We start from the raw sequence: 25,920 nt of genomic DNA, 5'->3' as shown, positions 1-25,920 counted from the left end.
CGATGCGCCGCGGTGTCGGTCCCAGAGGTTAGGCTCGAACGGCGGGTCACGGAAGGCTTGATCCGCCGGAGCACCACGAAGGAGGATGCGCATGGCTCGTATCGGTGAGAGCGCCGACCTGTTCAAGTGCTCGTTCTGCGGAAAGAGCCAGAAGCAGGTCCAGCAGCTCATCGCGGGCCCCGGCGTGTACATCTGCGACGAGTGCGTCGAGCTGTGCAACGAGATCATCGAAGAGCGTATGGCGGAGTCCGCCAGCGGCGAGGTCGCCGACTTCGAGCTCCCCAAGCCTCGCGAGATCTTCGCCTTCCTCGAGGAGTACGTCGTCGGTCAGGAGCCGGCGAAGAGGGCGCTCGCGGTCGCCGTGTACAACCACTACAAGCGGGTGCGGGCGCACGGAACCCTCCAGCCGGCCGAGCAGAAGGCCGAAGAGGTCGAGATCGCCAAGAGCAACATCCTGATGATCGGTCCGACCGGGTGCGGCAAGACCTACCTCGCGCAGACTCTGGCCAAGCGCCTCAACGTGCCCTTCGCCGTCGCCGACGCCACGGCGCTCACCGAGGCGGGGTACGTCGGCGAAGACGTCGAGAACATCCTCCTCAAGCTCATCCAGGCCGCCGACTACGACGTCAAGCGCGCCGAGCAGGGCATCATCTACATCGACGAGATCGACAAGATCGCCCGCAAGTCCGAGAACCCATCGATCACACGCGATGTGTCGGGCGAGGGCGTGCAGCAGGCGCTGCTGAAGATCATCGAGGGCACGGTCGCCTCGGTGCCGCCGCAGGGCGGACGCAAGCATCCGCATCAGGAGTTCCTGCAGATCGACACGTCGAACGTGCTGTTCATCGTCGCAGGCGCCTTCGCGGGTCTCGAAGACATCGTGTCGTCCCGCGTCGGCAAGCACGGTGTCGGCTTCGGCGCTCCGCTGCACGACAAGGCCAAGGACCTCGACCTGTTCAGCGAGGTGCTGCCGGAAGACCTGCACAAGTTCGGCCTGATCCCCGAGTTCATCGGCCGGCTTCCCGTCGTCGCCTCGGTGTCGCCGCTCGATCAGGATGCGCTGATCGACATCCTCACCGGCCCACGCAACGCCCTGGTCAAGCAGTACCGGCGCATGTTCGAGCTCGACGGAGTCGAGCTCGACTTCGAGGAAGACGCCCTGCGCTCGATCGCCGACCTCGCCGTCGATCGCAAGACCGGTGCACGCGGCCTGCGGGCGATCCTCGAAGACGTGCTCGGACCGATCATGTTCGAGATCCCGTCGAGCGAGGACGTCACGAAGGTCGTCGTGACCAGGGCCTCGGTCGAAGAGGGCGCCCCGCCTACCGTCGCGATGAGCCGCAAGCGCAAGAGCGCCTGACCACCCCGACCGCTCAGTGCGGCAGGAACTCCGCGAGTCCCATGATGTGCGTGGCGTCTTCCCAGCGTTGATGCCTCGCCAGGGCGAAGCCGGAAGCGCCCATGGTCTGCCGCAGCGCCTCTTGCGTGCTGAACGAGTCGTGGTCGACGGCGCTTCCGAGATAGCGCGACGGCGACGGGCGGCGACCGCCCTCCGAGAACGTCGCCGTGACCAGTCTCCCGTTCGGGGCGAGGAGGCGCCGGCATTCGCCGAGCACCCCATCCTTGTCAGGCATGAGGTGCAGAGCCGTCACGCAGGTGACCAGATCGGTGGAGGCATCGGGCAGTCCCGTCGACGCCGCCGATGCCAGGACCCACGAGGCGTGGGGCAGCGCATGCGCGGCGATGGCCAGCATCCGCTCGGAGATGTCGACGCCCGTCAGCGCGAGACCAGGGGTTCGTGCATCGAGCGCGCGGAGCATGAGGCCCGTGCCAGTGGCGAGATCGACGACCCGCGATACGGCGGAGAGATCGATGAATTCGGCGATTGCGGTGGTCAGATCATGGTGGAACGGCTTGTCGTCGTACGAGTCGGCGCGTTCGTCGAACACGCCCGCGATGACCTTCTCGACGTCATCCATGCGTCACCCCTCCAGCCCCCGGCGTGCGAGCAGCGGTGCGATCTCGGCATTCCTTCCACGGAAGTCGCGGTACGCCTCGAGCGGATCCTTCGATCCTCCGACGCCGAGCAGCCTCTTGCGGAACCGGTCACCGTTCTCGCGGGTGAGCCCGCCGTTGTCGCGGAACCACTCCACGGTGTCGGCGTCGAGCACCTCGCTCCAGATGTACGAGTAGTACCCGGCGCTGTATCCGCCCGAGAACACGTGCGCGAAGTAGGTCGACGAGTAGCGGGTCGGCACGGTGGCGAGGTCGAGCCCGATCTCCGCGAGCGCCTGCGCTTCGAATGCCGCGACGTCGGTCACGGCATCGCCGGACGCGAGGCGGTGCCATGCCTGGTCGAGCCAGGCGGCGGCGAGGTACTCGGTCGTGTCGTGGCCCTGGTTGAACGTCTCCGTCGCGCGCAGGCGTTCGACGATCGCGGTGTCCAGGGGCTCACCGGTCTCGTGGTGACGGGCGTAGTTGTCCAGCACATCGGCCCACAGGATCCACATCTCGTTGACCTGGCTGGGGAACTCCACGAAGTCGCGGAACACGTTCGTCCCGGCGAAGTGCGGGTAGGTCACGGTCGCGAACAAGCCGTGCAGAGCGTGTCCGAACTCGTGGAACAGGGTCGTGACCTCGTCGAGGGTGAGCAGCGTCGGCTGGCCATCGCCGGGCTGGGCGACGTTGAGATTATTGACCACCACCGGAGCCGTGCCGCGCAACGCCGACTGACTGACGATCGGATTCATCCACGCGCCGCCGCGCTTCGAGTCCCGCGTGTACAGGTCGAGCACGTACAGGCCCAGCGCCGAGCCGTCGGGGTTGAAGACCTCGAAGACGCGGGCGCCGGGATGATAGGCGACCAGGTCGTCGCGCTCGGCGAACGTCACGCCGTACAGCTGCGTCGCCGCGTAGAACACGCCGTCGTGCAGCACCCGCTCCGCCTCGAACCAGGGGCGGAGGGCCGCGGTGTCGACGTCGTACCGCGCTGCGCGCACCTTCTCGGTGTAGAACGCCCAGTCGTGCGCCTCGAGAGCGAACGGCTCGTCCTCGGTCTCGTCGATGATCGCCTGCAGCGCGGCCTGCTCGGCGCGGGCGTTGGCTGCCGCAGCCGGAGCGAGGCGCCGAAGCAGGTCGGCGACGGCATCCGGAGTCCCGGCAGTCTCATCGGCCGTCACGTACGCGGCGTGCGAGTCGTAGCCGAGGAGCACAGCGCGCTCGGCGCGCAGCGAGACGATCTCGGTGAGGACGGCGCGATTGTCGTTCGCGCCTCCTCGCGTGCCGCGCGAGCGCGACGCCTCCATGATGCGTCGGCGACTTTCGCGGTTCGTCAGCGAGGCCAGATACGGATGCCCGGTGAACAGGGGCAGCGTGATCAGGTAGCCGCCCTCGTGCCCGCGGTCGGTCGCGGCGCGCGCCGCCGCGGACAACTCGCCCGCCGCGAGTCCGTCGAGTTCCGCTGCGCTCTCGAACAGCACGGCGAGGTCGTTCGTGTCGGCGAGCAGGTTCTTCTCGAACGTGGTCGTGAGGGCGGAAAGCCTCTGGTTCAGGGCGGTGAGGGCGCTCTTCGCCTCGTCGTCGAGCGCGGCGCCGGCGTGGGTCATCTCGCGGAAGTGCCGCTCGACGAGGTATCGGCTCTCGAGGTCGAGGTCCTGCGCGTCGAGCTGCTCGTGCAGGGTCTTCACCCGCCAGTACAGCTGCGCGTCGAGACGGATGGCGTCTTCGTGGGCGGCCATGAGGGGAGCGAGCTCCTCGTCGATCTCCTGGATCTCGGGCGTGGCATCCGCCGAGCTCACGGTGTAGAACGCGTGGGCGACGCGGTCGAGGGTGGCGCCGGCGCGCTCCAGAGGCACCATCGTGTTCTCGAACGTGGGCATCGAGCGCACTCGGGTGATCGCGGCGATCTCGGTGCGATGCTCCTCGAATGCGACGCGGAAGGCCGGCAGGTAGTGCTCCGGGCGGATCGCCGCGTAGTCCGGCAGTGCGTAGGGGAGAGGCGAGGGCGAGAGAAGCGGGTTCGCGGCGTCGGTCATCAGACGAGCCTACGGCCCACGACGCGCACGTGTCAGTCCTCGAGTTCGCGTGCGACGACCTCGCCCGAGGCGGTCTGCACGACCTCCCAGCCGGCGTCGAGCTCGGCGATCGGGCGACCCTCCAGCCAGGTCAGCGTCCAATGCCCCGAAAGGCCCTTCTGCTCGACCTCGGCGATCGCGGGCAGCAGCGCGGCGGGGACGGATGCCGGCGCATCGGTTCCCGCCGCCCAGCGCGTCCCCAGCTGCATCAGTTCTCCTCCTGCTCGGCGAGCACGACGTTCTCGACGACCAGCTCGTTCCACCCACCGAGCAGTTCGAGCTTCTCGATGCGCCCGACGGCACGAAGGTCGCCTTCAGCGAGCGTCAACCGTTCGATCGTGTGGTCGTCCGCACGAATCGTCAGGCTCGACACCGGCGTCTTCTGCGACACCTTGGCCTCGGTCTTGGCTCGTCGAATGCCGATCAGCGCCGCGCTGGCGGCCGACAACACCGAGGGGTCGCCACCGGCGAGCTCGCCCGCGGTCGGCCACGCCGTTGTGTGCACCGAGCCCTCCTCGAACCAGCTCCAGGCCTCTTCGGTCGCGAACGACACAACGGGTGCCAGCAGTCGCAGCAGTGTCGACAGCGCGATGCGCAGGGCGAGCGCGGCAGAGGGCTGCCCGACATCGGTCTGGTCGTAGGCGCGCTCCTTGACGAGCTCGAGATAGTCATCGCAGAACGTCCAGAAGAACGACTCGGTCACTTCGAGCGCCCGGGCATGATCGAAACCGTCATACGCCTTGGTGGCGTCGGCGACCACCTCGTCGAGGGCGGCGAGCATGGAGGCATCCAGAGCGTGGGTGACTTGCGCGCCTTCGGGCACGGGGAACGACAGCACGAACTTCGCCGCATTGAGTATCTTGATCGCCAGGCGACGGCCGATCTTCATCTGGGTCGGGTTCTGCGGGTCGAATGCTGCATCCACGCCCAGGCGACTTGAGGCGGCCCAGTAGCGGACGGCATCCGACCCGTGCTTGTCGAGGATGTCGGCGGGGGTGACCACGTTGCCCTTGGACTTCGACATCTTCTTGCGGTCGGGGTCGACGATGAAGCCCGAGATCGACGCGTGCTTCCATGGAGAACGTCCGTCTTCGAGCGTCGAGCGGAGCATCGTGGAGAACAGCCAGGTGCGGATGATGTCCTGACCCTGCGGGCGCACGTCGAACGGGGAGACGAGGTTCCACAGCTCCTCGTCGCGCTGCCAGCCACCGGCGAGCTGCGGGGTCAGCGACGATGTCGCCCAGGTGTCGAGGATGTCCACTTCTGCCTGGAAGCCGCCCGGCACGCCGCGCTGGTCCTCGGTGTACCCGGTGGGCACGTCGACGGTCGGGTCGACCGGAAGCTGTTCGGCAGAGGCCACGATCACGCGGTCGTAGTCGCGCTCGCCGTTCTCGTCGAGCCCGTACCAGACCGGGAGCGGCACCCCGAAGAAGCGCTGGCGCGACACGAGCCAGTCGCCGGTGAGGCCGCCGACCCAGTTCTCGTACCGCACGCGCATGAAGTCGGGGTGCCACTGCAACTGCGTGCCGTGGGCAATCAGTTGTTCTTGCAACTCGGAGTCGCGGGCACCGTTGCGGATGTACCACTGGCGGGTCGAGACAATCTCGAGGGGGCGGTCGCCCTTCTCGAAGAACTTCACGGCGTGATTGAAGGGCTTGGAGACCTCGAGCAGCTCGCCCGACTCCTCGAGGAGCTCGGCGATGCGCTTCTTGGCGCTGAAGACGGTCTTGCCGGCGAGCTCCGCGTAGGCGGCCTTTCCGGCATCCGACTCGATCGCCTCGGGTGCCTCTGAGATCACCCGACCGTCGAGACCGAGGATTGTGCGGATCGGCAGGTCGAGTTCGCGCCACCACACCATGTCGGTCACGTCGCCGAAGGTGCAGACCATGGCGATGCCGGAGCCCTTGTCCTGCTGCGCGAGGTGGTGTGCGCGCACGGGAACCTCGACGTCGAACAGCGGCGTGCGCACGGTGGATCCGAAGTACGGCTGATAGCGCTCGTCGTCGGGGTGCGCCACCAGCGCGACGCAGGCGGCGAGCAGTTCGGGGCGGGTGGTCTCGATGTGGATGTCGCCCGAACCGTCGCTCTTGTGGAACGCGATGCGGTGGTATGCCGCCTGCTGCTCGCGATCTTCGAGCTCGGCCTGCGCGATCGCCGAGCGGAAGTCGACGTCCCACAGGGTCGGCGCGAGCGCCTGGTAGGCCTCGCCGCGCTCGTGATTGCGGAGGAACCCGAGCTGGCTCTGCCGGATCGTCTCATCCGAGATCGTGCGGTAGGTCTGCGTCCAGTCGACGCTGAGTCCGAGCTGACGGAACACGTCCTCGAACTGCTTCTCGTCCTCGACCGTGAGCTTCTCGCACAGTTCGATGAAGTTGCGGCGGCTCACCGGCTGCTGGTCGGCGGCCTTCAGACTCTTCGCATTGCCCTCGAACGGCGGCGTGAAGTCCGGGTCATAGGGGAGGGTCACGTCGACGCGCACGCCGTAGTAGTTCTGCACGCGGCGCTCGGTCGGCAGGCCGTTGTCGTCCCAGCCGATCGGGTAGAACACGCTCTTGCCGCGCATGCGCTCGTAGCGCGCCTTGACGTCGGTGTGCGTGTACGAGAACACGTGGCCGATGTGCAGCGACCCGGATGCCGTGGGCGGAGGGGTGTCGATCGAGTACACGCCCTCACGGCCGAGCTCGGCGGCGCGCAGGCGATCGAACAGGTAGGTGCCCTGCTCGGCCCAGACGCCGTCCCACTTCGCTTCGAGACCTTCGAGTGCGGGCTTGTCGGGGATCACGGACATGGAGGCCTCCTGAGCGATGTATGCGGCACGGTGTGTGCGTGCCTGAGTGTGGGTTTCCGGTCAGTCTACCGGGCGGTCCGCGGTGCAGAGCTCCACCGAGTAGGCGCTATAGTGCTAGCATGTTAGCATGCAAGAAAGCAAGCAAGGGGGGAAGGCGCAGTTCAACGTGTATCTTCCTCGGCACCTGATCCGCGACGTCAAGCATCGGGCGATCGATGAGGGCGCGAGTCTGTCCGCCCTCGTCGAGACCGCGCTGCGAGAGTACCTGGAGGAGCGGCGATGACGACCGTTCAGCAGATCGTGTACACGAATGCCCTCGAGCGCTGGTGGACGCTGGCCGAGGCGATGGGCTTCAGCGCGCCGTTCACGCCCGATCCCGCGTGGGCGGAGTTTCACGGCGGCGGGGTGCTCGCGGTGCATCGAGCAACGGATGAGCATCGTGCCGGAATGATCGACATCCACCTCCTCGTCGACGACCTGGATACAGCGCAGGCCCGCATCGCCTCGTTCCATCCTGAGCGGATCACGATGGACGGCGTGGGGGAGATGCTCCAGGTGCGCGTCGGTTCCGGGCTGTCGATCACGGTCTCCGCAGGTGCGGTGCCGCCGGCATCGGGCTCCATCGCGGTGCAGCCGATCTGGTTCCAACCCGATCTCGGTGAGCCGCGTGCCCTGCTCGAGGCGCTGGGACTTGCACCGGGCGTGGCCGCGGATCGTGGCGGCTGGGTGGAGCTGACTGCCGACGGCGGCTCCGTCGGTCTGCACCAGGGTGAGCCGCGACTCGGGCTGTCGTTCGAGGCGCGCGGCGACCTCGACGCGCTCGCCGCGCGCCTGCGCGACGCCGGGTTCGATGCATCCGTCGTCGACGAGGCGTTCGCCCGCACCATCCGCATCCCCGACCCCGATCGCGGAGCGGAGGTCTGGATCAACGGCGTCCAGGACGACCTGCACGGCTATCACCGCGAATCCTGATGCGGATGCACGGCGCCGGAGCGCGTAGACTCAGGGCAGCAGCATCGATCCGGACATCACCGGGGAGCTCCCGGAAGAAAGGCCGCGAGGCCGAGTAGAACCGGGCGGGGCAGGCCCGTCATCGCCGCAGTGAGAGGGGCAGCGCCGTGAGGCGCCGCACGCGAGGTGGTACCGCGGTCCTGGAGCACGATGCAGGGTCGTCCTCGCAAGCAGCATCCGCCCACGACACTGCGAGCAACCGATGACATACCCCCGCACCTCCGCCTTCGGCCCGGCCGCCGACGTCGCAGCATCTCCGCGCTTTCCCGAGATCGAGAACGACGTTCTGGAGTTCTGGAAGCAGGACGACACCTTCCGGGCATCCATCGCGCAGCGCGACGGCGCGGACGAGTGGGTCTTCTACGACGGCCCGCCCTTCGCCAACGGCCTGCCGCACTACGGGCATCTGCTCACCGGCTACGCGAAGGACCTCTTCCCGCGCTTCCAGACCATGCGCGGCAAGAAGGTCGACCGCGTCTTCGGTTGGGATACCCACGGCCTGCCGGCCGAGCTCGAAGCGATGAAGCAGCTCGGCCTCACGGAGAAGAGCGAGATCGAAGACATGGGCATCGATGTCTTCAACGGCAAGGCCCGCGATTCGGTGCTCGCCTACACCGAGGAGTGGAAGGACTACGTCACCCGCCAGGCGCGCTGGGTCGACTTCGACCGCGGGTACAAGACGCTCGACCTCGGCTACATGGAGAGCGTCCTGTGGGCGTTCAAGCAGCTCTACGACAAGGGCCTCGCCTACGAGGGCTACCGTGTGCTCCCGTACTGCTGGCGCGATGAGACCCCGCTCTCCGCGCACGAGCTGCGCATGGACGACGACGTGTACAAGGAGCGTCAGGATCCCTCGGTGACCGTCACCTTCCCGCTCACAGGCGCCAAGGCAGAGTCCCTCGGTCTCACCGGCGTGCGCGCTCTTGCCTGGACGACCACGCCGTGGACGCTTCCCACGAACCTGGCCCTCGTCGTCGGCCCCGACATCGAGTACATCGTGCTTCCGGCAGGGCCGAACGGCGCCGCCGACATCCGCCCCGGCGACGACATCGTCGAGAGCGCCGCGCACCGCTACCTGCTCGCCCGCGACCTCGTCGGCGGCTACGCCAAGGACCTCGGGTACGAGTCGGCCGACGGCGCGCTCGCCGCGGTCGAGGCGTCCCATCGCGGGGCCGACCTCGAAGACGTGCACTACGACCGGCTCTTCGACTACTACGCGGATGCCGAGTCGTGGGGCACCGAGAACGCGTGGCGCATCCTCGTCGACGACTACGTCACGACGACCGACGGCACGGGCGTCGTGCATCAGGCCCCGGCCTACGGCGAAGACGACCAGCGCGTCACCAACGCCGCCGGCATCCCGACGATCCTCTCGCTCGACGACGGCGGCGCTTTCCTCCCGAACGTCACCGACGTCGCGGGGATGCTCTGGATGGATGCGAACACGCCGCTGATCCGCCTGCTGCGCGCAGCAGGCCGGATGCTGCGCGAGCAGAGCTACCTGCACTCCTACCCGCACTGCTGGCGCTGCCGGAACCCGCTGATCTACAAGGCGGTCTCGAGCTGGTTCATCCGCGTGACCGATGTCAAAGACAGGATGCTCGCGAACAACGAGCAGATCACCTGGGTGCCCGAGAACGTCAAGGAGGGGCAGTTCGGCAAGTGGCTCGAGGGCGCGCGCGACTGGTCGATCAGCCGCAACCGCTACTGGGGCTCGCCCATACCGATCTGGAAGAGCGACGACCCCACCTACCCCCGCGTCGACGCCTACGGATCGCTCGAGGAGCTCGAGCGCGACTTCGGCGCGCTGCCCCGGAACGCCGAGGGCGAGATCGACCTGCACCGGCCGTACATCGACGATCTGACGCGCCCGAACCCCGACGACCCGACGGGCAAGAGCACCATGCGGCGGATCGAGGACGTCTTCGATGTCTGGTTCGACTCGGGCTCGATGCCGTACGCGCAGGTGCACTACCCGTTCGAGAACCAGGAGTGGTTCGACTCGCACTCGCCGGCCGACTTCATCGTCGAGTACATCGGGCAGACCCGCGGCTGGTTCTACGTCATGCACGTGCTGTCGACTGCGCTGTTCGACCGCCCGGCGTTCACCGGCGTCAGCTGCCACGGCATCGTGCTCGGCAACGACGGCTACAAGATGTCGAAGTCGTTGCGCAACTACCCCGACGTGTCCGAGGTCTTCGACCGCGACGGGTCGGATGCCATGCGCTGGTTCCTCATGTCGAGCGCGGTGCTGCGCGGCGGCAACCTCGCCGTGACGGAGGAGGGCATCCGCGCGGGGGTGCGGGAGTTCCTGCTGCCGCTGTGGAGCTCGTGGTACTTCTTCGCCACGTATGCGAACGCTTCGGGCGACGGGGGATACGAGGCGAAATGGCGCACCGACTCCACGGATGTGCTCGACCGGTACATCCTCTCGCGCCTGGGCGAGCTCGTGCGGGACGTGGCATCCGACCTCGACGGGCTCGACTCGACCACGGCGGCCGCACGACTGCGCGACTTCGCCGAAGTGCTGACGAACTGGTACATCCGACGGTCGCGGGATCGGTTCTGGGTCGGCGCCGACGGCGGTGAAGACGCGTTCGACACGCTCTACACGGTGCTCGAGACGCTCGCCCGCGTGGCAGCTCCCCTCGTGCCGCTCATCAGCGAGCGCGTCTGGCAGGGACTCACCGGCGGACGCAGCGTGCACTTGACGGACTGGCCGGATGCCGATGCCTTCCCGCCGGCCGACGACATCCGGGATGCGATGGATGCCGTGCGCGAACTCTCCAGCGTCGGCAACGCACTGCGGAAGAAGCAGAAGCTGCGCGTGCGCCTTCCGCTCGCGCGCCTCACCGTCGTGTCGCCGGTGGCGGATCAGCTCGGCCAGTTCGAGGGGATCCTCCGCGAGGAACTGAACGTCAAGGCCGTCGAACTGGTGCCGCTCGCCGAGACCACGGCGGCGGCGTACGGCATCAGTCATCGCCTCAGCGTCAACGCCCGAGCCGCGGGACCGCGGCTGGGCAAGCAGGTGCAGCACGTGATCGCCGGTGCGCGCGCCGGCATCTGGGAGGAGCGCGACGGGGTCGTCGTCGTCGACGGCATCGCTCTGGAGCCGCAGGAGTACGACCTGGTGCTCGAGACCGCCGGACGTCCTGAGGGTGAAGCTCTCGCCGTCGTCCCCGGCGGTGGCTTCGTGCTGCTCGACACGACGACCACTCCCGAGCTGGAAGCGGAAGGGATGGCGCGCGACGCCATCCGCGTCGTGCAGGAGGCGCGCAAGCAGGCGGGCCTCGATGTCAGCGATCGCATCGTGCTCACTCTCGATGTCTCCGCGGAGAACGCCGAAGCGCTTCTCGCGCACGGGGAATTCATCGCGGCGGAAACGCTCGCCAGCAGCTGGGCCGTCAGCGCGGACGACGACATTGACGCGCACGTGGATGAGGCCGTGAGCGGCGGCGGCTTCTTCCGGAGCGGGGCGCGAGCGCTCGGTTCTGACAAGGCTCCCATCGTCGTCACCTTCACGCGCAGGGGGCAGGAGAATGTCTGACCGCGACCGCGCCGACGCCGTCTACGCCGCCCTGCTCGAGCGGGCGGGAGAGCGCTGGGTGCAGCCCCGCAAGGAGCGGACAGCCCGCATCCTCGAGCTCCTCGACGACCCGCAGAAGACCTACCGGGTCGTGCACATCACCGGCACCAACGGCAAGACCTCGACGGCGCGCATCATCGAGAGCCTGCTGCGTGCGCACGGGCTGCGCACCGGCCTATTCAGCAGTCCGCACCTGGAGCGGTTCACCGAGCGCATCATGATCGACGGCGAGCCCATCGCGGATGAGGCGATCGCCGAGGCCTGGGGCGAGATCGAGCCCTTCATCGGGATCGTGGATGCCGAGCTGGAAGCCGCAGGCGATGCTCCGCTGACGTTCTTCGAGCTCCTCACGGTGCTCGCGTTCGTGGCGGCCTCCGACGCCCCGGTCGACGTGCTCGTGCTCGAGGTGGGCATGGGCGGAGCATGGGACTCCACCAACACCGCCGATGGCGACGTCGCCGTGTTCACGCCGATCGCGATCGACCACGCCGACCGCCTCGGCGACACGATCGAGAAGATCGCAGAAGTCAAGGCCGGCATCATCAAGGAGGGCGCCGCCGTCGTCTCCGCACAGCAGCCCGCCGAGGCGACTGAGGTGTTGCGCCGGGTCGCCGCTGAGAAGAACGCGACGATCGCTTTCGAGGGCGAGGAGTTCGGCCTGGCCGAGCAGAAGCTCGCCGTCGGCGGTCAGTTGCTGACCATCAAGGGCATCGCCGGCCAGTACGTCGAGGAGTACCTGCCGCTGCACGGCGCGCACCAGGGACACAACGCCGCCCTCGCCCTGGCCGCCGTGGAATCGCTCATCGGCGCCGGAGGTCAGCACATCGCCGACGGCATCGTCTCCGACGGTCTGCAGGGGGCGACCTCGCCGGGTCGACTGCAGCTGCTCGGCGTCGCGCCGACCGTGGTCGTCGACGCGGCCCACAACCCGCACGGCGCCCAGGCGCTGGCGCAGTCGCTCGATGACAGCTTCGACTTCGACGAGTGGGGTCTCGTGCTGGGCGTGCTCGCAGACAAGGATGCCGCAGGCATCGTCGAAGCCCTCGTCCCGGCCGCCGCGCACGTGTTCGCGACGGCGGTCGACTCCGAGCGCGACGGCGATCCCGATGACCTCGCCGACCTCGTGGAGCGTGCGGGCGGTCGGGCCACCGTGCATCCCGCACTCTCCGATGCCGCCGATGCCGCGAGGGAGTGGGCGGCATCGGCCGACCGGCGCGCGGTCGTGATCGCAGGATCCGTCGTGCTGGCAGGCGAGGCGATCGCGCTCGCCGAGGACGAGGACTGGAAGAGCGGGTGGCGGTCATGAGCCCTCGAGAACGGCGCACGCGGCGCCCGCGCGGTCTGCGCGAGAAGCTCGGATCCATCGTGCTCGGCTTCGAGGCGATCGTCGTCGGCCTCGGCGGGCTCACCGTGTTCGGCCTCCGGGCGCTCCCGGAGCAGATCCCGGCGTGGTGGGCGATCGTCGGAGGCGGCGTCGTGGCGGTTGCGATGCTCGTCACGGCGGGTCTGCTGGCGAAGCGGAGCGGGATCGTGCTGGGATGGATCCTGCAGGGGGTCGTGGTCGCCTCCGCGTTCCTGGTTCCCGCGATGCTCGTCATCGCCCTGATCTTCGGCGGCATGTGGACCTACGCCATGGTCGCCGGCGGACGCGTGGATCGCGCGGCCGCAGCGAATTCCGATGACCCTGCCGCGCACGCTGTGCGGCCGACAGAGAGTTGAGACACATGCCCACCGAAGAGACACTCGTCCTGGTCAAGCCCGACGGCGTCGCGCGCGGCCTCACCGGTGCGATCCTGGCTCGCATCGAGGCGAAGGGATACGCGCTCGTCGACATCCGCCTCGTCGAGCCGGACCGCGACCGCCTCGCCGCCCACTACGCCGAGCACGAGGGCAAGCCGTTCTACGAGCCGCTGCTCGAGTTCATGATGTCGGGCCCCGCAGTGGCGATCCGCCTTGCCGGCAACCGGGTGATCGAGGGCTTCCGCTCCCTGGCAGGAACGACCGATCCGACGACGGCCGCACCCGGCACGATCCGTGGCGACTACGGCCGCGACTGGGGCCTGGCCGTGCAGCAGAACCTCGTGCACGGCTCCGACAGCTCTGAATCCGCGGCGCGCGAGCTCGGCATCTGGTTCGGCTGAATACTCTCTGAACGACGGAGCGGGCGAAGTCGCCCGGGCGATCAGAAGATCGCTCTGGCGACCTCGCTGAGCAGGTCGAGACCCGCCAGCTGCGCCATGACGACGATCGCGGCGTAGGCGAGGATCGAAGCCAGCGGCACCCAGGGCATGAGGCGTCCTGCGGCGGTGCGCACGCGCGACGACACGGGAAGCGCGCCTGAACGCAGGAGGTGCACGACCGTCGCGAAGAACGTCGGGATCGTGACCGCCCAGGTGACCATGCACCACGGGCAGAGCGTGGCGAGCTGATAGATGCTCTGCGAGATCAGCCAGCAGACGAAGACGAACGCGCCGGTGATCCCGAGGCCGAACAGCGACCAGAACCAGGTGGAGAAGCGGGCGCCCGCGAGAAGCGCGACGCCGACGACGATCGGGGCCACCCAGGCGGTGAGCCCGATGATCGGGTTGGGGAAGCCGAACACGGAACCCTGCCAGGAGCTGAGGTTCTCGCCGCACTGCAGCACGACGCTGAAGTTGCAGCTGAGCTGCGCGTCGGGATTCTCCAGGAGCGCGAACTTCTCGATCGTGAGCTGGAAGGCCGCCCACCAGCCGGCGATGCTCGCGATGATGAGCCAGATCGCGTAACCGACGGGGCGTGAGCGCGTCGCAGTCATGCCTCGAGTATTCCAGCTGTGGCTATGGACGACCTATGGATCGACGGCGGTAAGCGGCGATCCGACGCGTCGCGCACGCCTCGCGCGCCGAAAGTGCGATAATGACAGGGATGAACGGCGTGTCATGCATACGTCACGACATCGCATGCAGACTTCGGGGGCGTCGCCCCCACGCGATCAGAGCCTTCGCCGATCGCAGACCGAGTGAGTTCGCGACCGCAGTGTCGCACGAGAATTCGCGGCGGAGATTCGCCGCGCAGGGAGCAAGCCAGAGATGGCCGACGAGAACGATGACACCAGTACCCCCGCCCACGACGTCGAAGCGCTGCCGACGGTAGCGCAGGACGCGTCCGCAGAAGAGGCCGTCGCAGACGCGGAGCCGGTAGCATCCGGGCTGGACGACGCCGAGACCGCCGAGTCGGACTCGGCGGAGCCCGCTGTCGCGGATGCCGAACCGGCCCCCGAGCCGGAGTCGCCTGCATCCGAGGCCACGACGGACGACGCCGGCGCTGAGAAGCCCGACGCCGAGAAGCCCGACGCCGCAGAGCCCGAGGCGGAAACGACCACCGACGTCGAGAGCGCAGCACCCGAAACGCCGAAGCCGGAACCGGCGAAGCCCGAGCCGGTCACGGCCGTGTCGCTCGGCCTGCTTCCCGAGGTGTTCGTGTCGCGGGTGTCCACCCAGCTGCACTTCTACGCGCCCGAGATCGTTCCGCTTCCGGCACTGCCGTCCGGTGCAGACGACTCCGACGACGGCTCGCCGTCCGGTCGCCGTCGGCGCCGGCGCGGCGGCGGAGGCGACTCCGACGATCGCGACGAGCAGCCGCGGCAGCGCGGTCGCCAGGTCGAGTACATCACCGAGCCGCAGCGCATCAAGGGGTCCACACGCCTCGAGGCCAAGAAGCAGCGCCGCCGCGACGGGCGCGACGCCGGTCGTCGGCGCGCCGTGGTCACCGAGGCCGAGTTCCTCGCGCGGCGCGAGGCCGTCGACCGCGTCATGGTCGTGCGCGCCAAGAACGGCCGCACCCAGATCGCCGTGCTCGAAGACGACGTTCTCGTCGAGCACTACGTGGCCCGCAACCAGGACGCCTCGCTCATCGGCAACGTGTACCTCGGCCGCGTGCAGAACGTGCTGCCCAGCATGGAGGCCGCCTTCGTCGACATCGGTCGCGGGCGCAACGCCGTGCTCTACTCCGGCGAGGTCGACTGGGACGGCGTGGAGACCGGCAACCAGCCCCGCCGCATCGAGCTGGCGCTCAAGCCGGGTGACAAGGTGCTCGTCCAGGTCACCAAGGATCCGGTCGGCCACAAGGGTGCGCGTTTGACCAGCCAGGTCTCGCTGCCGGGCCGTTACCTCGTGTACGTGCCCAACGGCTCGATGAACGGGATCTCGCGAAAGCTCCCGGACACCGAGCGCGCCCGCCTCAAGCGCATCCTCAAAGAGGTGCTGCCCGAGTCCTCGGGCGTCATCGTGCGCACCGCCGCCGAAGGCGCGACGGAGGAGCAGCTCACGCACGACGTGCAGCGCCTCACCGCGCAGTGGGAGCACATCCAGAAGCAGGTCACCACGCAGCAGGCGCCTGCGCTGCTGCACGCGGAACCCGACCTGCTGGTCAAGATCGTGCGCGACGTCTTCAACGAGGACTTCACGAAGATGCTCATCCAGGGCGCGGATGCCGGTCGCACGATCCGTTCGTACCTCGAGAGCGTCGCCCCGGACCTGCTCGAGCGGGTCGAGACGTACGAGGACGAGGTCGATCCGTTCGACGCGTTCCGCGTGACCGAGCAGATCGAGAAGGCGCTGGACCGCAAGGTGTGGCTGCCCTCGGGGGGATCGCTCGTCATCGACCGCACCGAGGCGATGACCGTGGTCGACGTGAACACGGGCAAGTTCGTCGGCTCGGGCGGCAACCTCGAAGAGACCGTCACGAAGAACAACCTCGAGGCCGCCGAGGAGATCGTGCGCCAACTGCGGCTGCGTGACATCGGCGGGATCATCGTCGTCGACTTCATCGACATGGTGCTCGAGTCCAACCGCGACCTCGTGCTGCGCCGACTCATCGAGTGCCTCAGCCGCGACCGCACGAAGCACCAGGTCGCCGAGGTCACCTCGCTCGGTCTCGTGCAGATGACGCGCAAGAAGCTGGGGCTCGGACTGCTCGAGACCTTCAGCGAGGCGTGCGAGGTCTGTGCCGGGCGCGGTGTGATCGTGCATCACGATCCGGTCGTCAAGCACCGCCAGTCCTCGAACGGATCGGGCCGTCGGGGCGGGGGGCGCGGAAACGGCGCGCAGAACGCGTCCGCGGCTCCCGCGAGCACCGCAACGCACGGCATCCCCGAGGGAGCGAAGTCGGCGATGGCGCAGATCGCGGCGTCGACGCTCGTGCCGACCGCGGACGGCGAAACCGTCGGGGTCGAGACCGAGACGCCGGAGGCGCCCGCGCCCGTCGAGAACGGTGAGCGCCCGAAGAAGGGGCGCAAGAAGCGCGGCGGCGAGCGCAACGCGCCCAAGACCGAGAAGGAGCAGCTGCTCGACTCGGTGCTCGATGCGCTTCCCGAACCCAAGGCGCCCGGTCAGGGTCGTGGACGTCGGCGAGTGACGACGGCGGCGCTGTCTGCGGGTACCGCAGTGGTGCATACGCCGGTCGGCGTCGAGATCAGCGGCTCAGAGGCGCTTCCGGTCGCGGGCGGGGATTCGCAGTCCTGAGGCGATGAGCGCTCGTACGAGCTGCTTGCCGCCGACGTGCTGCGCGCCGTCTGCGATCAGCGCCCGCAGACTGTCGGCGGGCACGTCGTAGTGATCGAGGTCGAACGCGCGGCGGGGGATGCCGTGCGCCTGCGCGAACACGTGCAGCTCGTCCAGGCTCTCATCGCTGACCATGTGCGCCCAGAGGCGTCCGTGCGCGGGCCAGATCGGGTCATCGACGAGCACGGCCATGCCGCGATCCTATGCGGTGGGACACGGTGGAGCTCGCTTTGCGGCGCGGTGGCACTTTCCGGTAAAGTAGCTCCTTGGTGCACCGTGCCTCTGTTCCACTCGGAGGTGCCGGATATGCCAATCGCGCCCGCCACTGCGGTTCCCTCTGCTGTGGCGCGAAGCAAGCACAGTCTTCCGTGAGAGTACGGAGCCATGAGGCTCCCCAATGAAAAACAGGTGTGAAGTGGTTTACGCAGTAGTGCGCGCCGGTGGCCGGCAGGAGAAGGTCGAGGTCGGCACGATCGTTCAGCTCGACCGTGTTCAGGCGGCGCAGGGCGAGAAGATCGAGCTCCCCGCCGTGCTCCTCGTCGACGGCGAGAAGATCACCACCGACGCCGACAAGCTCGCGAAGGTGAAGGTCACGGCCGAGGTTCTCGGAAACCTCCGCGGCCCGAAGATCGTCATCCAGAAGTTCAAGAACAAGACCGGCTACAAGAAGCGCCAGGGTCACCGTCAGGACCTGACCCGCGTCAAGGTCACCGGCATCAAGTAAGCACGGAAGAGGCTGAGTAATGGCACACAAAAAGGGCGCGAGCTCGACCCGCAACGGTCGTGACTCCAACGCACAGCGACTCGGTGTGAAGCGCTTCGGCGGTCAGACCGTCAGCGCCGGCGAGATTCTCGTCCGTCAGCGCGGCACGCACTTCCACCCCGGCGTCAACGTCGGCCGCGGCGGCGACGACACCCTGTTCGCCCTGTCGGCGGGTGCGGTCGAGTTCGGCACGAAGGGCGGCCGCAAGGTCGTCAACATCGTCGCCGGCGCCGAGTAACACGACGCAGCGATTCTTTTCGGTTCGGGGCGGGCTTCGGCTCGCCCCGTCCGCGTATCCGCCCCCAGAGGAGTTCCCGACATGGTCACGTTCGTCGACACGGTGACGCTGCACCTCCGTGCGGGCAAGGGCGGCAATGGCTGCGTGTCGGTCCACCGCGAGAAGTTCAAGCCCCTCGGCGGCCCCGATGGCGGCAATGGCGCCAACGGGGGCGACATCGTACTGCTCGCCGATCCGCAGGTGACGACCCTCCTCTCGTACCACCACTCGCCCCACCGCGTCGCGGGCAACGGCGGCTTCGGGATGGGCGATCATCGGGCGGGAGCCCTGGGGGAGGACCTCGTGCTGCCGGTGCCCGTGGGCACGGTGGTGAAGTCCCCTGAGGGCGACGTGCTCATCGACATGGTCGTCCCCGGCGAGCGTTTCGTCGCGGCAGCCGGAGGCCGCGGCGGCCTCGGCAACGCGGCGCTGGCCACGACCAAGCGCAAGGCGCCCGGATTCGCCCTGCTGGGCACACCGGGCGACGAGGGCGATGTCGTCCTCGAGCTGAAGACGGTCGCCGACGTGGCACTCGTGGGCTACCCGTCGGCGGGCAAGTCCAGCCTCATCGCCGCGATCTCGGCGGCACGGCCCAAGATCGCCGACTACCCGTTCACGACTCTGCATCCGAATCTGGGCGTGGTGCAGGCCGGAGACCACCGCTACACGGTCGCCGATGTCCCCGGGCTCATCGAGGGCGCCAGCGAGGGGCGCGGGCTCGGACTGGACTTCCTGCGGCACGTGGAGCGCTGCACGGCACTGCTGCACGTGCTCGACTGCGCCACGCTCGAGCCCGGCCGCGATCCGCTCACGGATCTCGACGTCATCCTCGCCGAGCTGGCGGCGTACGAGGTGCCCGAAGGGCAAGTGCCGCTCCTGGAGCGCCCGCAGATCGTCGCACTGAACAAGATCGATGTCCCGGACGCGCGTGAGCTCGCCGAGTTCGTGCGGCCCGAGATCGAGGCTCGTGGGTTCCGCGTCTTCGAGATCTCCACGGTGGCGCACGAGGGCCTGCGCCCGCTCACCTTCGCCCTGGGGCAGATCGTGGCCGAGCACCGCGCCCAGCAGGTCGTGACGGCTCCGCCCGAGCGCGTCGTCATCCGGCCCAAGGGAGCGGAGAAGGACTTCGAGATCAAGGTCGAGGGCGGCACGTACGGCAACGTCTACCGCATCCTCGGGGCCAAGCCCGTGCGCTGGGTGCAGCAGACCGACTTCCAGAACGAGGAAGCCGTGGGCTATCTGGCCGATCGCCTCGAGCGCCTCGGGATCGAGGACGAGTTGTTCCGGCTGGGCGCCGTTGCGGGCTCGACGGTTGTGATCGGCCCCGGCGAGAGCATCGTGTTCGACTGGCAGCCGCAGATGACCTCCGCCGCGGAGCTGATCACCTCGCCGCGCGGTCTCGACGGGCGGTTCGATCCGAACACGCGCCGCACGACGAGTCAACGCCGTGAGACCTACCACGAGCGGATGGATGCCAAGGCCGCCGCGCGTGCGGAGCTGGAGTCCGAACGCCTCGCCGAGCGGCGCCAGGATGAGGGCGAGGCATGACCGCGCGGACACGCGCGGACCTCGCCGCTGCCGAGCGCATCGTCGTGAAGGTCGGCTCGTCGTCGATCAGTGGAGAAGCCGCCTGGCGCATCCCGGTGATCGTCGGCGGTCTCGCCGAGGCGCACGCCCGCGGCGCCGAGGTGGTGCTGGTGTCGTCGGGGGCGATCGCCAGCGGGATCCCGTTCCTCGATCTGGATGCGCGGCCCACCGACCTGGCGACGCAGCAGGCCGCCGCCGCGGTCGGGCAGAACGTGCTCGTCTACCGCTACCAGCAGGCGTTGCAGCCTCACGGGATCGTCGCCGGGCAGGTGCTGCTCACCACGGGCGACCTGGAAGGCCAGACGTCGCGCAGCAACGCCCGCCGAGCGCTCGACCGTCTGCTGGGCCTTCGAGTGCTGCCGATCGTCAACGAGAACGACACCGTGGCGACCCAGGAGATCCGCTTCGGCGACAACGACCGCCTCGCCGCCCTGGTCGCGCAGTTGATCGGCGCCGACGCGCTCGTGCTGCTCAGCGACGTGGACTGCCTCTACACCAAGCCTCCGAGCGATCCGTCCGCGCAGCCGATCGACGTCATCCGGATCGGCGACGACACCTCGGGCGTGGAGTTCGGGGCGAGCGTGGTCAACGGCGTCGGCACCGGCGGCGCCGCCACCAAGGCATCGGCTGCGCGCCTGGCCGCCGCATCGGGCATCGGCGCGCTCGTCACGAAGGCCGAACTGGTCTCGCGGGCTCTCGCGGGCGAGGAGATCGGCACCTGGTTCGAGCCCGCGTCGACGGCTCCCCCCGCGAACGCCTGAGCCTCGGCTCGCGGACGGTCAGCCGCGGAGAGCCGCCACGGCATCGTCGGGGCTCCAGAACTCTCCGAACGTGCGGAATGCGCCGGTGGCGAGATGCAGGCGCTCCGCGCGGTAGCGGACGCCGAGCGGATCGGGAACGATGCGCAGGTGCCCACGGATCACGTTGCGGGCGTCGACGACGCGCCACAGCGCCTCTCCCGCCGGTTGCAGGTGCTCTGTGGCGCGCTGCAGCGTCGGGGTCGCCCAGTGAATGGCGGGGAGCAGCTCCGCAGCGCCGTGGTCGATGTTCGTCGTCATGTCTTCTCCCTTCTCTTCGAACATAGAGACGACCACCGACATTGCGCCCCGCCGCGACACGCCGGAGCGCCGCGAGCCCCCGCAGCGGCGTAGCGTGGAGGAAGACAGCGCGCGCCAGAGGCGCGCGGGACGAGGAGACACATGGAGACGTTCGTACTGGCCGGCGGTTGCTTCTGGTGCCTGGATGCCGCCTACCGACCGCTCAGGGGCGTGCAGTCGGTGGTGTCGGGATACGTGGGAGGCACAGTGCCCGATCCGACGTACCCGATGGTGTGCACGGGGACGACGGGGCACGCCGAGGCGGTGCAGGTGACGTTCGATCCCGAGGCCATCCCGTCCGAGGTGATCCTCGATGCGTTCTTCACCATGCACGACCCGCGTCAGCTCAATCGTCAGGGCAACGATGTGGGCACCCAGTACCGCAGCGCCATGTTCCCTGCCGACGGCGCACAGCGCGCCGAGTTCGAGAGCGCCAGGCAGCGCGCCGCCGATTTCTGGGACGGCGAGCCGGTGACCACGATCGAACCGCTCGGCACGTTCTACCCCGCCGAGGACGAGCATCAGGACTTCTTCGCGAAGAACCCCACCCAGGGATACTGCCTCGCCGTCGCCGTGCCCAAGGTCAACAAGGTGCGTGCACGCTTCGCGGAGTACCTCGCCGCCTGATCAGGTTGCACGCCGTCGGGCCGCATAGACTCGAGGAGTGCTGACGCCGACTCCTCGCCATCCCCGTCGACGGACGGTCTCGATCGCGGTGCTCGCGGTGACCGCTGCTCTGCTGGCAGGATGCACGGGCGAGCCCGACATCACCCCGTCGAGCGCGCCACCGCCGTCGCCGACGGCGTCCGAGCCGGCGGCCCCTGCGCTGGTTCCCGACGGCTCGGCCGATGACAACCTGCCGTACTTCCAGCAGATCGTCGCCCAGGTGTGGGCCTCCGATCAGCGGGTGTCGAGCCGGGCGTACGTGGACGCGCTCACCGCGGCCGGTTTCGACCGCGCCGCGATGCAAGCGACCTACGACGTCTCGACGGTCGACAACCCCGCGGAGAGCATCCAGTTCTCCGTGCGCTGGGGCGAGGCCGAGTGCCTCATCGGGCAGGTCGGGCCGTCGACGGGAGACCAACCCGTGACGGCGGTCATGCCGCAGCTCGCCGAAGGACGATGCCTGGTCGGCAACACCATGCCGATCGATTGGTGACCGTCGCGCACGCGGGCTCTCGCGGGCGAACGCCGTCGGCTCCGGCCGGGTAGGCTGGAGAGTCGTCCGCCCTGTGTGCGCCTCCGCGCGCCAATCCGTCGCCCGAGGCGCCGGAGACGCGGAACCGCCCGTCGACAGAAGGAGCATCTTCGTGGCCGAGTACATCTATTCCATGGTCCGCGCCCGCAAGGCGGTGGGCGAGAAGCTGATCCTCGACGACGTCACCATGGCGTTCCTGCCCGGGGCGAAGATCGGCATGGTCGGCCCCAATGGCGCCGGCAAGTCGACGATTCTCAAGATCATGGCCGGGCTCGACCAGCCCAGCAACGGCGAGGCGACGCTCACCCCGGGCTTCAGCGTCGGCATCCTCATGCAGGAGCCCGAGCTCGACGAGTCCAAGACCGTGCTGGAGAACGTGCAGGACGGCGTGGCGGTCAAGGCCAAGCTCGATCGCTTCAACGAGATCTCCGCGCTCATGAGCGACCCCGACGCCGACTTCGACACGCTGCTAGCGGAGATGGGGCAGCTGCAGGAAGAGATCGACGCGGCCGACGCCTGGGACCTCGACTCCCAGCTCGAGCAGGCCATGGATGCGCTGCGCACGCCTCCGGGCGATGCGTCGATCAGCCAGCTCTCCGGTGGCGAGAAGCGCCGAGTCGCCCTCGCCAAGCTGCTGCTGCAGAAGCCCGACCTGCTGCTGCTCGACGAGCCCACCAACCACCTCGACGCCGAGAGCGTGCTCTGGCTCGAGCAGCACTTGAAGACGTACAATGGCGCCGTCATCGCGATCACCCACGACCGGTACTTCCTCGACAACGTCGCGGAATGGATCGCCGAGGTCGATCGCGGTCGTCTCATCGGCTACGAGGGCAACTACTCCACGTACCTGGAGAAGAAGGCCGAGCGCCTGGAGGTGCAGGGCAAGAAGGACGCCAAGCTCGCCAAGCGGCTCAAGGACGAGCTCGACTGGGTGCGCTCCAGCGCCAAGGGACGCCAGACGAAGTCGAAGGCGCGTCTGCAGCGGTACGAGGAGATGGCGGCCGAGGCGGAACGGACGCGCAAGCTCGACTTCGAGGAGATCCAGATCCCGGCGGGTCCGCGCCTGGGCAACGTCGTCATCGAGGCGAAGAAGCTCAAGAAGGGCTTCGAGGGTCGCTCTCTCATCGACGGCCTGAGCTTCAGCCTCCCGCCGAACGGCATCGTCGGCGTGATCGGGCCCAACGGCGTCGGAAAGACCACGCTGTTCAAGACGATCGTGGGCCTCGAACCACTCGACGGAGGAGAGCTGAAAGTCGGCGAGACCGTCAAGATCAGCTACGTCGACCAGTCTCGCGCGAACATCGATCCCGACAAGACGCTGTGGGAGGTCGTCTCGGACGGGCTGGACTTCATCACCGTCGGCAAGACCGAGATCCCTTCGCGCGCCTACGTCTCCAAGTTCGGCTTCAAGGGGCCGGACCAGCAGAAGAAGGCCGGCGTGCTCTCCGGTGGCGAGCGCAATCGTCTGAACCTCGCCCTCACGCTCAAAGAGGGCGGCAACCTGCTGCTGCTCGACGAGCCGACCAACGATCTGGATGTGGAGACCCTGCAGTCGCTGGAGAACGCGCTGCTGGAGTTCCCCGGCTGCGCCGTGGTCATCACCCACGACCGGTGGTTCCTCGACCGCATCGCCACGCACATCCTCGCCTACGAGGGCACCGACGAGAAGCCAGACCAGTGGTACTGGTTCGAGGGCAACTTCGAGGCGTACGAGGCGAACAAGATCGAGCGACTGGGGCCCGATGCCGCCACGCCGCACCGTTCCACGCACCGTCGCCTGACCCGTGACTGAGTCGCCGGCACCGGCGGATCCGGCCCGCCGCCTGCACATCCCGATCCAGCTGCGCTGGGGCGACCTCGACGCGTTCAACCACGTCAACAACACCTCCATGCTGAAGCTGCTCGAGGAGGCGCGTGTGCGCGCATTCTGGGCGCCCGAGCCGGGGGAGGATGCGCCAGAGACGGCCGTGCTCGAATCCGGTGTCGCCCAGGGAGTGCTCACGCTCATCGCCCGCCAGGAGATCGAGTACTTCGCGCCGGTGCCGTATCAGCGGCGCCCGCTCGAGGTGCAGATGTGGTTCGGCAAGCTCGGCGGATCGAGCGTCGAGGTCTGCTACGAGGTGTTCAACGACCCGGCGAACGCCGAGCGCGTGCTCTACGCCCGCTCGACTGCGGTGATCGTGCTCGTCTCGGCGACGACAGGGCGCCCCGTCCGCATCGAGCCGGCGATGCGCGCCGCGTGGGAGCCCTACCTCGGCGAGCCGATCGTCTACACGCACCGCTGACGCGGTGGGACGGTTCTCGAACGGCTTCTGACGGATCCGCACCGACGAGTACGGGAAGCTGCTGAGCGCGCTCTTCGTTAGGCCTCGGGCACGCGGATCATGATCTCCTGAGCCACACTCGCGACGAATATGCCCGCTCGGGTATAGATGCGGCCGTGGGCGAGGCCGCGACCGCCGCGCGCGTTCGGCGACTCCTGGACGTAGAGCAGCCAGTCGTCGACGCGCGCCGGGCGATGCCACCACATGGCGTGGTCGAGGCTGGCGACCTTGAGGCCCGGAGTGCTCCACGAGACGCCGTGCGCGCGCAGGACCGACTCCTGGATGGTCATGTCACTGAGGTAGGCGAGGGCTGCGCGATGAAGGCCGTCGCCGTCGGGCAGCGGGGCGCGCATCCGCATCCACACCGCCTGGTGCGGCACGCGCTCAGCGTCGGCCGGCGCGTCGAGGTACAACGGAGTCTGCACATGGCGGATGTCGGCGGGGCGTTCGCCGAGAGCGCGCAGGGCGGTGATCTCGGTCCCGTCGGAGAGCGTGTGGTCGGGGGCGAGCTCCTCGGGATCCGGCACGCCCTCGGGTATGGGAGCGGCATGTTCGACACCGGGCCCGTCGTCCTGGAACGAGGAGATCATCGAGAAGATGGGCACGCCGTTCTGAAACGCCTGTGTCCGGCGCGTGGAGAAGGACCGCCCGTCATGGATGCGATCCACCGAGAACGTGATGTCGTGGTCGGCGTCGCCCGGACGCAGGAAGTATCCGTGCATGGAGTGCGCAGCGCGCCCTTCCGGAAGGGTGCGCTGCGCCGCAACGAGCGCCTGCGCCGCCACCTGGCCGCCGTAGACGCGGCCCGACGGCATCGGCTGAGATGTACCGGTGAAGATGTCTTCCGTCGTCCGTGCGCCGGAGGCGCTCAGATCGAGCACGGCGAGCAGGCTGTCGACGGATCGGCGATGCGATGCTTCGGATGGCATGGATTCCTCTCGACGTCCGACAGGTTCGGTGCGGGGCCCGATGTGTGCGGTCAGTGCCAGTGTAGAGCGGCTAGTTTGGAGCGGTGACCGCCCGACTCATCCTCGCCGACCCCGAGACCGCACGCGACGTCCTGACCTTCGTGTCGCGCGCCGCACGCGCCTCCGATGGCGGGGTGCGACTGCAGGCCTCCGCAGGCGTGCTGGCGCTGACGGCGGCGGCACTCGCCCCGCAGTCGCTGTTCGATGGCACGCCCACGATCCTGGCGATGCGGATCGTGCGCGCAGACCCCGAGCTGCAGTGCGACATCGTCGTCGACGCGCTCGCCGAGACCGATGATGCGCGTGCGCTCTCTCTGCCGGAGTCGGGCCTCAGCCCGTCGTGGGCGGGCGTCGCGCCGCCGCGCGGGGGGTGGGAACGCCGTGGGGAGCTCGCCGCAGAGGTCGTCGCGCAGCGCGCCCAGTGGGGCATCTCCGCCGTGGCGCACGGATCGCCCGAGGGCGCGGGAGAGGAGGCCGTGCGTGCGCTCCGCGCAAAGATCTGGGGAGAGCCCGATGCCGACCTGCAGGAGGCGCCGCGCGGCATGGCCTTCGCCGCGTACGCCTTCGGCTTCATCTCGGGGGCCGAGCAGGTGCCGGTGACCTCGTCGGGGCGCTGGACGCGCCTCGCCTTCACCCGTGGCCACGTGCTCAGCCGTGGGCCCGTTGCGACCGGTCTCACCGCGGTGCGCGCGACCGGGCGCTGACCCG

General features: G+C 68.6%; 25 protein-coding genes. 17 read left to right on the top strand and 8 right to left on the bottom strand.

The features are described from left to right. The first annotated feature begins 91 nt into the window (after positions 1-91). Positions 92-1,360, top strand: coding sequence for an ATP-dependent Clp protease ATP-binding subunit ClpX (gene clpX, locus BKA02_RS13445; RefSeq protein WP_179434790.1), 1,269 nt, complete (start codon positions 92-94; stop codon positions 1,358-1,360). A 13-nt stretch (positions 1,361-1,373) separates the two neighbouring features. Here clpX and BKA02_RS13440 read toward each other — a convergent pair whose 3' ends face one another. Genes BKA02_RS13440 through valS form a run of 4 tightly spaced genes read right to left on the bottom strand, consistent with a single transcriptional unit; the run spans position 1,374 to position 6,861 of the window. Continuing rightward, positions 1,374-1,979 carry a class I SAM-dependent methyltransferase gene (locus BKA02_RS13440; protein ID WP_179434789.1) on the bottom strand — a complete coding sequence of 202 codons (606 nt, stop codon included), beginning with the start codon at positions 1,977-1,979 and terminating at the stop codon, positions 1,374-1,376. Positions 1,980-1,982: 3 nt separating this feature from the next. Then, the gene (locus BKA02_RS13435; RefSeq protein WP_179434787.1) at positions 1,983-4,034 is read right to left on the bottom strand and encodes a M3 family metallopeptidase; all 2,052 of its coding nucleotides are present in this window, start codon (positions 4,032-4,034) and stop codon (positions 1,983-1,985) included. Between the two features lie 32 nt (positions 4,035-4,066). Beyond that, positions 4,067-4,282: a hypothetical protein gene (locus BKA02_RS13430; RefSeq protein WP_179434785.1), complete on the bottom strand. Its 216-nt coding sequence runs from the start codon at positions 4,280-4,282 to the stop codon at positions 4,067-4,069. Further along, positions 4,282-6,861, bottom strand: a complete 2,580-nt coding sequence (valS, locus tag BKA02_RS13425; RefSeq protein WP_179434783.1) for a valine--tRNA ligase — start codon at positions 6,859-6,861, stop codon at positions 4,282-4,284. Before valS ends, BKA02_RS13430 begins: the two co-directional genes overlap by 1 nt. Positions 6,862-6,988: 127 nt before the next feature. On the opposite strand from valS, the gene BKA02_RS13420 reads away from it, so the two are divergent. The 6 genes from BKA02_RS13420 (at position 6,989) to ndk (ending at position 13,599) form a co-directional block, all read left to right on the top strand. Continuing rightward, on the top strand, positions 6,989-7,144 hold the full coding sequence (locus BKA02_RS13420; RefSeq protein ID WP_179434781.1) for a ribbon-helix-helix domain-containing protein: 156 nt from the start codon (positions 6,989-6,991) through the stop codon (positions 7,142-7,144). Further along, the gene (locus BKA02_RS13415) at positions 7,141-7,833 is read left to right on the top strand and encodes a hypothetical protein (RefSeq protein ID WP_179434779.1); all 693 of its coding nucleotides are present in this window, start codon (positions 7,141-7,143) and stop codon (positions 7,831-7,833) included. The genes BKA02_RS13420 and BKA02_RS13415 overlap by 4 nt, the downstream gene beginning before the upstream one ends. 241 nt (positions 7,834-8,074) lie before the next feature. Next, on the top strand, positions 8,075-11,419 hold the full coding sequence (gene ileS / locus BKA02_RS13410; protein WP_179434777.1) for an isoleucine--tRNA ligase: 3,345 nt from the start codon (positions 8,075-8,077) through the stop codon (positions 11,417-11,419). Next, positions 11,412-12,764 (top strand): bifunctional folylpolyglutamate synthase/dihydrofolate synthase, encoded by a 1,353-nt coding sequence (locus tag BKA02_RS13405; RefSeq protein ID WP_179434775.1) that lies wholly within the window; start codon positions 11,412-11,414, stop codon positions 12,762-12,764. The genes ileS and BKA02_RS13405 overlap by 8 nt, the downstream gene beginning before the upstream one ends. Further along, the gene (locus tag BKA02_RS13400) at positions 12,761-13,177 is read left to right on the top strand and encodes a DUF4233 domain-containing protein (RefSeq protein ID WP_179434773.1); all 417 of its coding nucleotides are present in this window, start codon (positions 12,761-12,763) and stop codon (positions 13,175-13,177) included. The genes BKA02_RS13405 and BKA02_RS13400 overlap by 4 nt, the downstream gene beginning before the upstream one ends. A gap of 5 nt (positions 13,178-13,182) precedes the next feature. Further along, the gene (ndk, locus tag BKA02_RS13395) at positions 13,183-13,599 is read left to right on the top strand and encodes a nucleoside-diphosphate kinase (protein WP_179434771.1); all 417 of its coding nucleotides are present in this window, start codon (positions 13,183-13,185) and stop codon (positions 13,597-13,599) included. A 41-nt stretch (positions 13,600-13,640) separates the two neighbouring features. On the opposite strand, the gene BKA02_RS13390 is transcribed toward ndk, so the two are convergent. Beyond that, a complete protein-coding gene (locus BKA02_RS13390) occupies positions 13,641-14,252 on the bottom strand; it encodes a vitamin K epoxide reductase family protein (RefSeq protein WP_179434769.1) in 612 nt (203 codons plus the stop codon). Between the two features lie 274 nt (positions 14,253-14,526). Here BKA02_RS13390 and BKA02_RS13385 point away from each other — a divergent pair, with 274 nt between their 5' ends. Continuing rightward, positions 14,527-16,959, top strand: coding sequence for an Rne/Rng family ribonuclease (locus tag BKA02_RS13385; protein WP_179434767.1), 2,433 nt, complete (start codon positions 14,527-14,529; stop codon positions 16,957-16,959). Here BKA02_RS13385 and BKA02_RS13380 read toward each other — a convergent pair. Then, the gene (locus BKA02_RS13380) at positions 16,918-17,190 is read right to left on the bottom strand and encodes a DUF4031 domain-containing protein (protein ID WP_179434765.1); all 273 of its coding nucleotides are present in this window, start codon (positions 17,188-17,190) and stop codon (positions 16,918-16,920) included. The genes BKA02_RS13385 and BKA02_RS13380 overlap by 42 nt on opposite strands. A 223-nt stretch (positions 17,191-17,413) precedes the next feature. Between BKA02_RS13380 and rplU the strand changes: the two genes are divergently transcribed. From rplU to proB, 4 genes are all read left to right on the top strand, one after another. Beyond that, positions 17,414-17,722 (top strand): 50S ribosomal protein L21, encoded by a 309-nt coding sequence (gene rplU / locus BKA02_RS13375; RefSeq protein WP_179434763.1) that lies wholly within the window; start codon positions 17,414-17,416, stop codon positions 17,720-17,722. Positions 17,723-17,741: 19 nt separating this feature from the next. Then, entirely contained in the window at positions 17,742-17,999 is a 258-nt protein-coding gene (rpmA, locus tag BKA02_RS13370; RefSeq protein WP_179434761.1) for a 50S ribosomal protein L27, read from the top strand. 81 nt (positions 18,000-18,080) lie between these two features. After that, a complete protein-coding gene (gene obgE / locus BKA02_RS13365; RefSeq protein WP_179434759.1) occupies positions 18,081-19,586 on the top strand; it encodes a GTPase ObgE in 1,506 nt (501 codons plus the stop codon). Further along, positions 19,583-20,386 (top strand): glutamate 5-kinase, encoded by an 804-nt coding sequence (proB, locus tag BKA02_RS13360; RefSeq protein ID WP_179434757.1) that lies wholly within the window; start codon positions 19,583-19,585, stop codon positions 20,384-20,386. The genes obgE and proB overlap by 4 nt, the downstream gene beginning before the upstream one ends. An 18-nt stretch (positions 20,387-20,404) precedes the next feature. Here proB and BKA02_RS13355 read toward each other — a convergent pair whose 3' ends face one another. After that, the gene (locus BKA02_RS13355; RefSeq protein WP_179434755.1) at positions 20,405-20,683 is read right to left on the bottom strand and encodes a hypothetical protein; all 279 of its coding nucleotides are present in this window, start codon (positions 20,681-20,683) and stop codon (positions 20,405-20,407) included. Between the two features lie 141 nt (positions 20,684-20,824). Here BKA02_RS13355 and msrA point away from each other — a divergent pair, with 141 nt between their 5' ends. From msrA to BKA02_RS13335, 4 genes are all read left to right on the top strand, one after another. After that, positions 20,825-21,349, top strand: a complete 525-nt coding sequence (gene msrA / locus BKA02_RS13350; protein WP_179434753.1) for a peptide-methionine (S)-S-oxide reductase MsrA — start codon at positions 20,825-20,827, stop codon at positions 21,347-21,349. 37 nt (positions 21,350-21,386) lie between these two features. Continuing rightward, on the top strand, positions 21,387-21,881 hold the full coding sequence (locus BKA02_RS14450) for a DUF6993 domain-containing protein (RefSeq protein ID WP_343045424.1): 495 nt from the start codon (positions 21,387-21,389) through the stop codon (positions 21,879-21,881). 151 nt (positions 21,882-22,032) lie between these two features. After that, entirely contained in the window at positions 22,033-23,712 is a 1,680-nt protein-coding gene (gene ettA, locus BKA02_RS13340; RefSeq protein ID WP_179434751.1) for an energy-dependent translational throttle protein EttA, read from the top strand. Continuing rightward, positions 23,705-24,205 carry a thioesterase family protein gene (locus tag BKA02_RS13335; RefSeq protein WP_179434748.1) on the top strand — a complete coding sequence of 167 codons (501 nt, stop codon included), beginning with the start codon at positions 23,705-23,707 and terminating at the stop codon, positions 24,203-24,205. Before ettA ends, BKA02_RS13335 begins: the two co-directional genes overlap by 8 nt. A gap of 77 nt (positions 24,206-24,282) precedes the next feature. Here BKA02_RS13335 and BKA02_RS13330 read toward each other — a convergent pair whose 3' ends face one another. Continuing rightward, positions 24,283-25,173: an acyl-CoA thioesterase gene (locus BKA02_RS13330; protein WP_179434746.1), complete on the bottom strand. Its 891-nt coding sequence runs from the start codon at positions 25,171-25,173 to the stop codon at positions 24,283-24,285. A gap of 83 nt (positions 25,174-25,256) precedes the next feature. Between BKA02_RS13330 and BKA02_RS13325 the strand changes: the two genes are divergently transcribed. Continuing rightward, positions 25,257-25,916: a DUF8185 domain-containing protein gene (locus BKA02_RS13325; protein WP_179434744.1), complete on the top strand. Its 660-nt coding sequence runs from the start codon at positions 25,257-25,259 to the stop codon at positions 25,914-25,916. Positions 25,917-25,920 lie beyond the last annotated feature (4 nt).

The sequence above is a fragment of the Microbacterium pseudoresistens genome, assembly GCF_013409745.1.
GTDB lineage: Bacteria > Actinomycetota > Actinomycetes > Actinomycetales > Microbacteriaceae > Microbacterium > Microbacterium pseudoresistens.
The sequence above is the reverse complement of the archived record's forward strand: the minus strand, read 5'-3'. Positions and strand labels throughout refer to the sequence as shown.

Coding starts and splice junctions, on each gene's coding strand:
- msrA (WP_179434753.1), top strand. CDS start 20,825: ATGGAGACGTTCGTACTGGCCGGCGGTTGCTTCTGGTGCCTGGATGCC.
- BKA02_RS13415 (WP_179434779.1), top strand. CDS start 7,141: ATGACGACCGTTCAGCAGATCGTGTACACGAATGCCCTCGAGCGCTGG.
- BKA02_RS13385 (WP_179434767.1), top strand. CDS start 14,527: ATGGCCGACGAGAACGATGACACCAGTACCCCCGCCCACGACGTCGAA.
- BKA02_RS13330 (WP_179434746.1), bottom strand. CDS start 25,173: ATGCCATCCGAAGCATCGCATCGCCGATCCGTCGACAGCCTGCTCGCC.
- BKA02_RS13435 (WP_179434787.1), bottom strand. CDS start 4,034: ATGACCGACGCCGCGAACCCGCTTCTCTCGCCCTCGCCTCTCCCCTAC.
- BKA02_RS13405 (WP_179434775.1), top strand. CDS start 11,412: ATGTCTGACCGCGACCGCGCCGACGCCGTCTACGCCGCCCTGCTCGAG.
- BKA02_RS13380 (WP_179434765.1), bottom strand. CDS start 17,190: ATGGCCGTGCTCGTCGATGACCCGATCTGGCCCGCGCACGGACGCCTC.
- BKA02_RS13355 (WP_179434755.1), bottom strand. CDS start 20,683: ATGACGACGAACATCGACCACGGCGCTGCGGAGCTGCTCCCCGCCATT.
- BKA02_RS13390 (WP_179434769.1), bottom strand. CDS start 14,252: ATGACTGCGACGCGCTCACGCCCCGTCGGTTACGCGATCTGGCTCATC.
- BKA02_RS13440 (WP_179434789.1), bottom strand. CDS start 1,979: ATGGATGACGTCGAGAAGGTCATCGCGGGCGTGTTCGACGAACGCGCC.
- clpX (WP_179434790.1), top strand. CDS start 92: ATGGCTCGTATCGGTGAGAGCGCCGACCTGTTCAAGTGCTCGTTCTGC.
- ndk (WP_179434771.1), top strand. CDS start 13,183: ATGCCCACCGAAGAGACACTCGTCCTGGTCAAGCCCGACGGCGTCGCG.
- obgE (WP_179434759.1), top strand. CDS start 18,081: ATGGTCACGTTCGTCGACACGGTGACGCTGCACCTCCGTGCGGGCAAG.
- BKA02_RS13400 (WP_179434773.1), top strand. CDS start 12,761: ATGAGCCCTCGAGAACGGCGCACGCGGCGCCCGCGCGGTCTGCGCGAG.
- BKA02_RS13430 (WP_179434785.1), bottom strand. CDS start 4,282: ATGCAGCTGGGGACGCGCTGGGCGGCGGGAACCGATGCGCCGGCATCC.
- BKA02_RS13420 (WP_179434781.1), top strand. CDS start 6,989: ATGCAAGAAAGCAAGCAAGGGGGGAAGGCGCAGTTCAACGTGTATCTT.
- proB (WP_179434757.1), top strand. CDS start 19,583: ATGACCGCGCGGACACGCGCGGACCTCGCCGCTGCCGAGCGCATCGTC.
- valS (WP_179434783.1), bottom strand. CDS start 6,861: ATGTCCGTGATCCCCGACAAGCCCGCACTCGAAGGTCTCGAAGCGAAG.
- rpmA (WP_179434761.1), top strand. CDS start 17,742: ATGGCACACAAAAAGGGCGCGAGCTCGACCCGCAACGGTCGTGACTCC.
- ileS (WP_179434777.1), top strand. CDS start 8,075: ATGACATACCCCCGCACCTCCGCCTTCGGCCCGGCCGCCGACGTCGCA.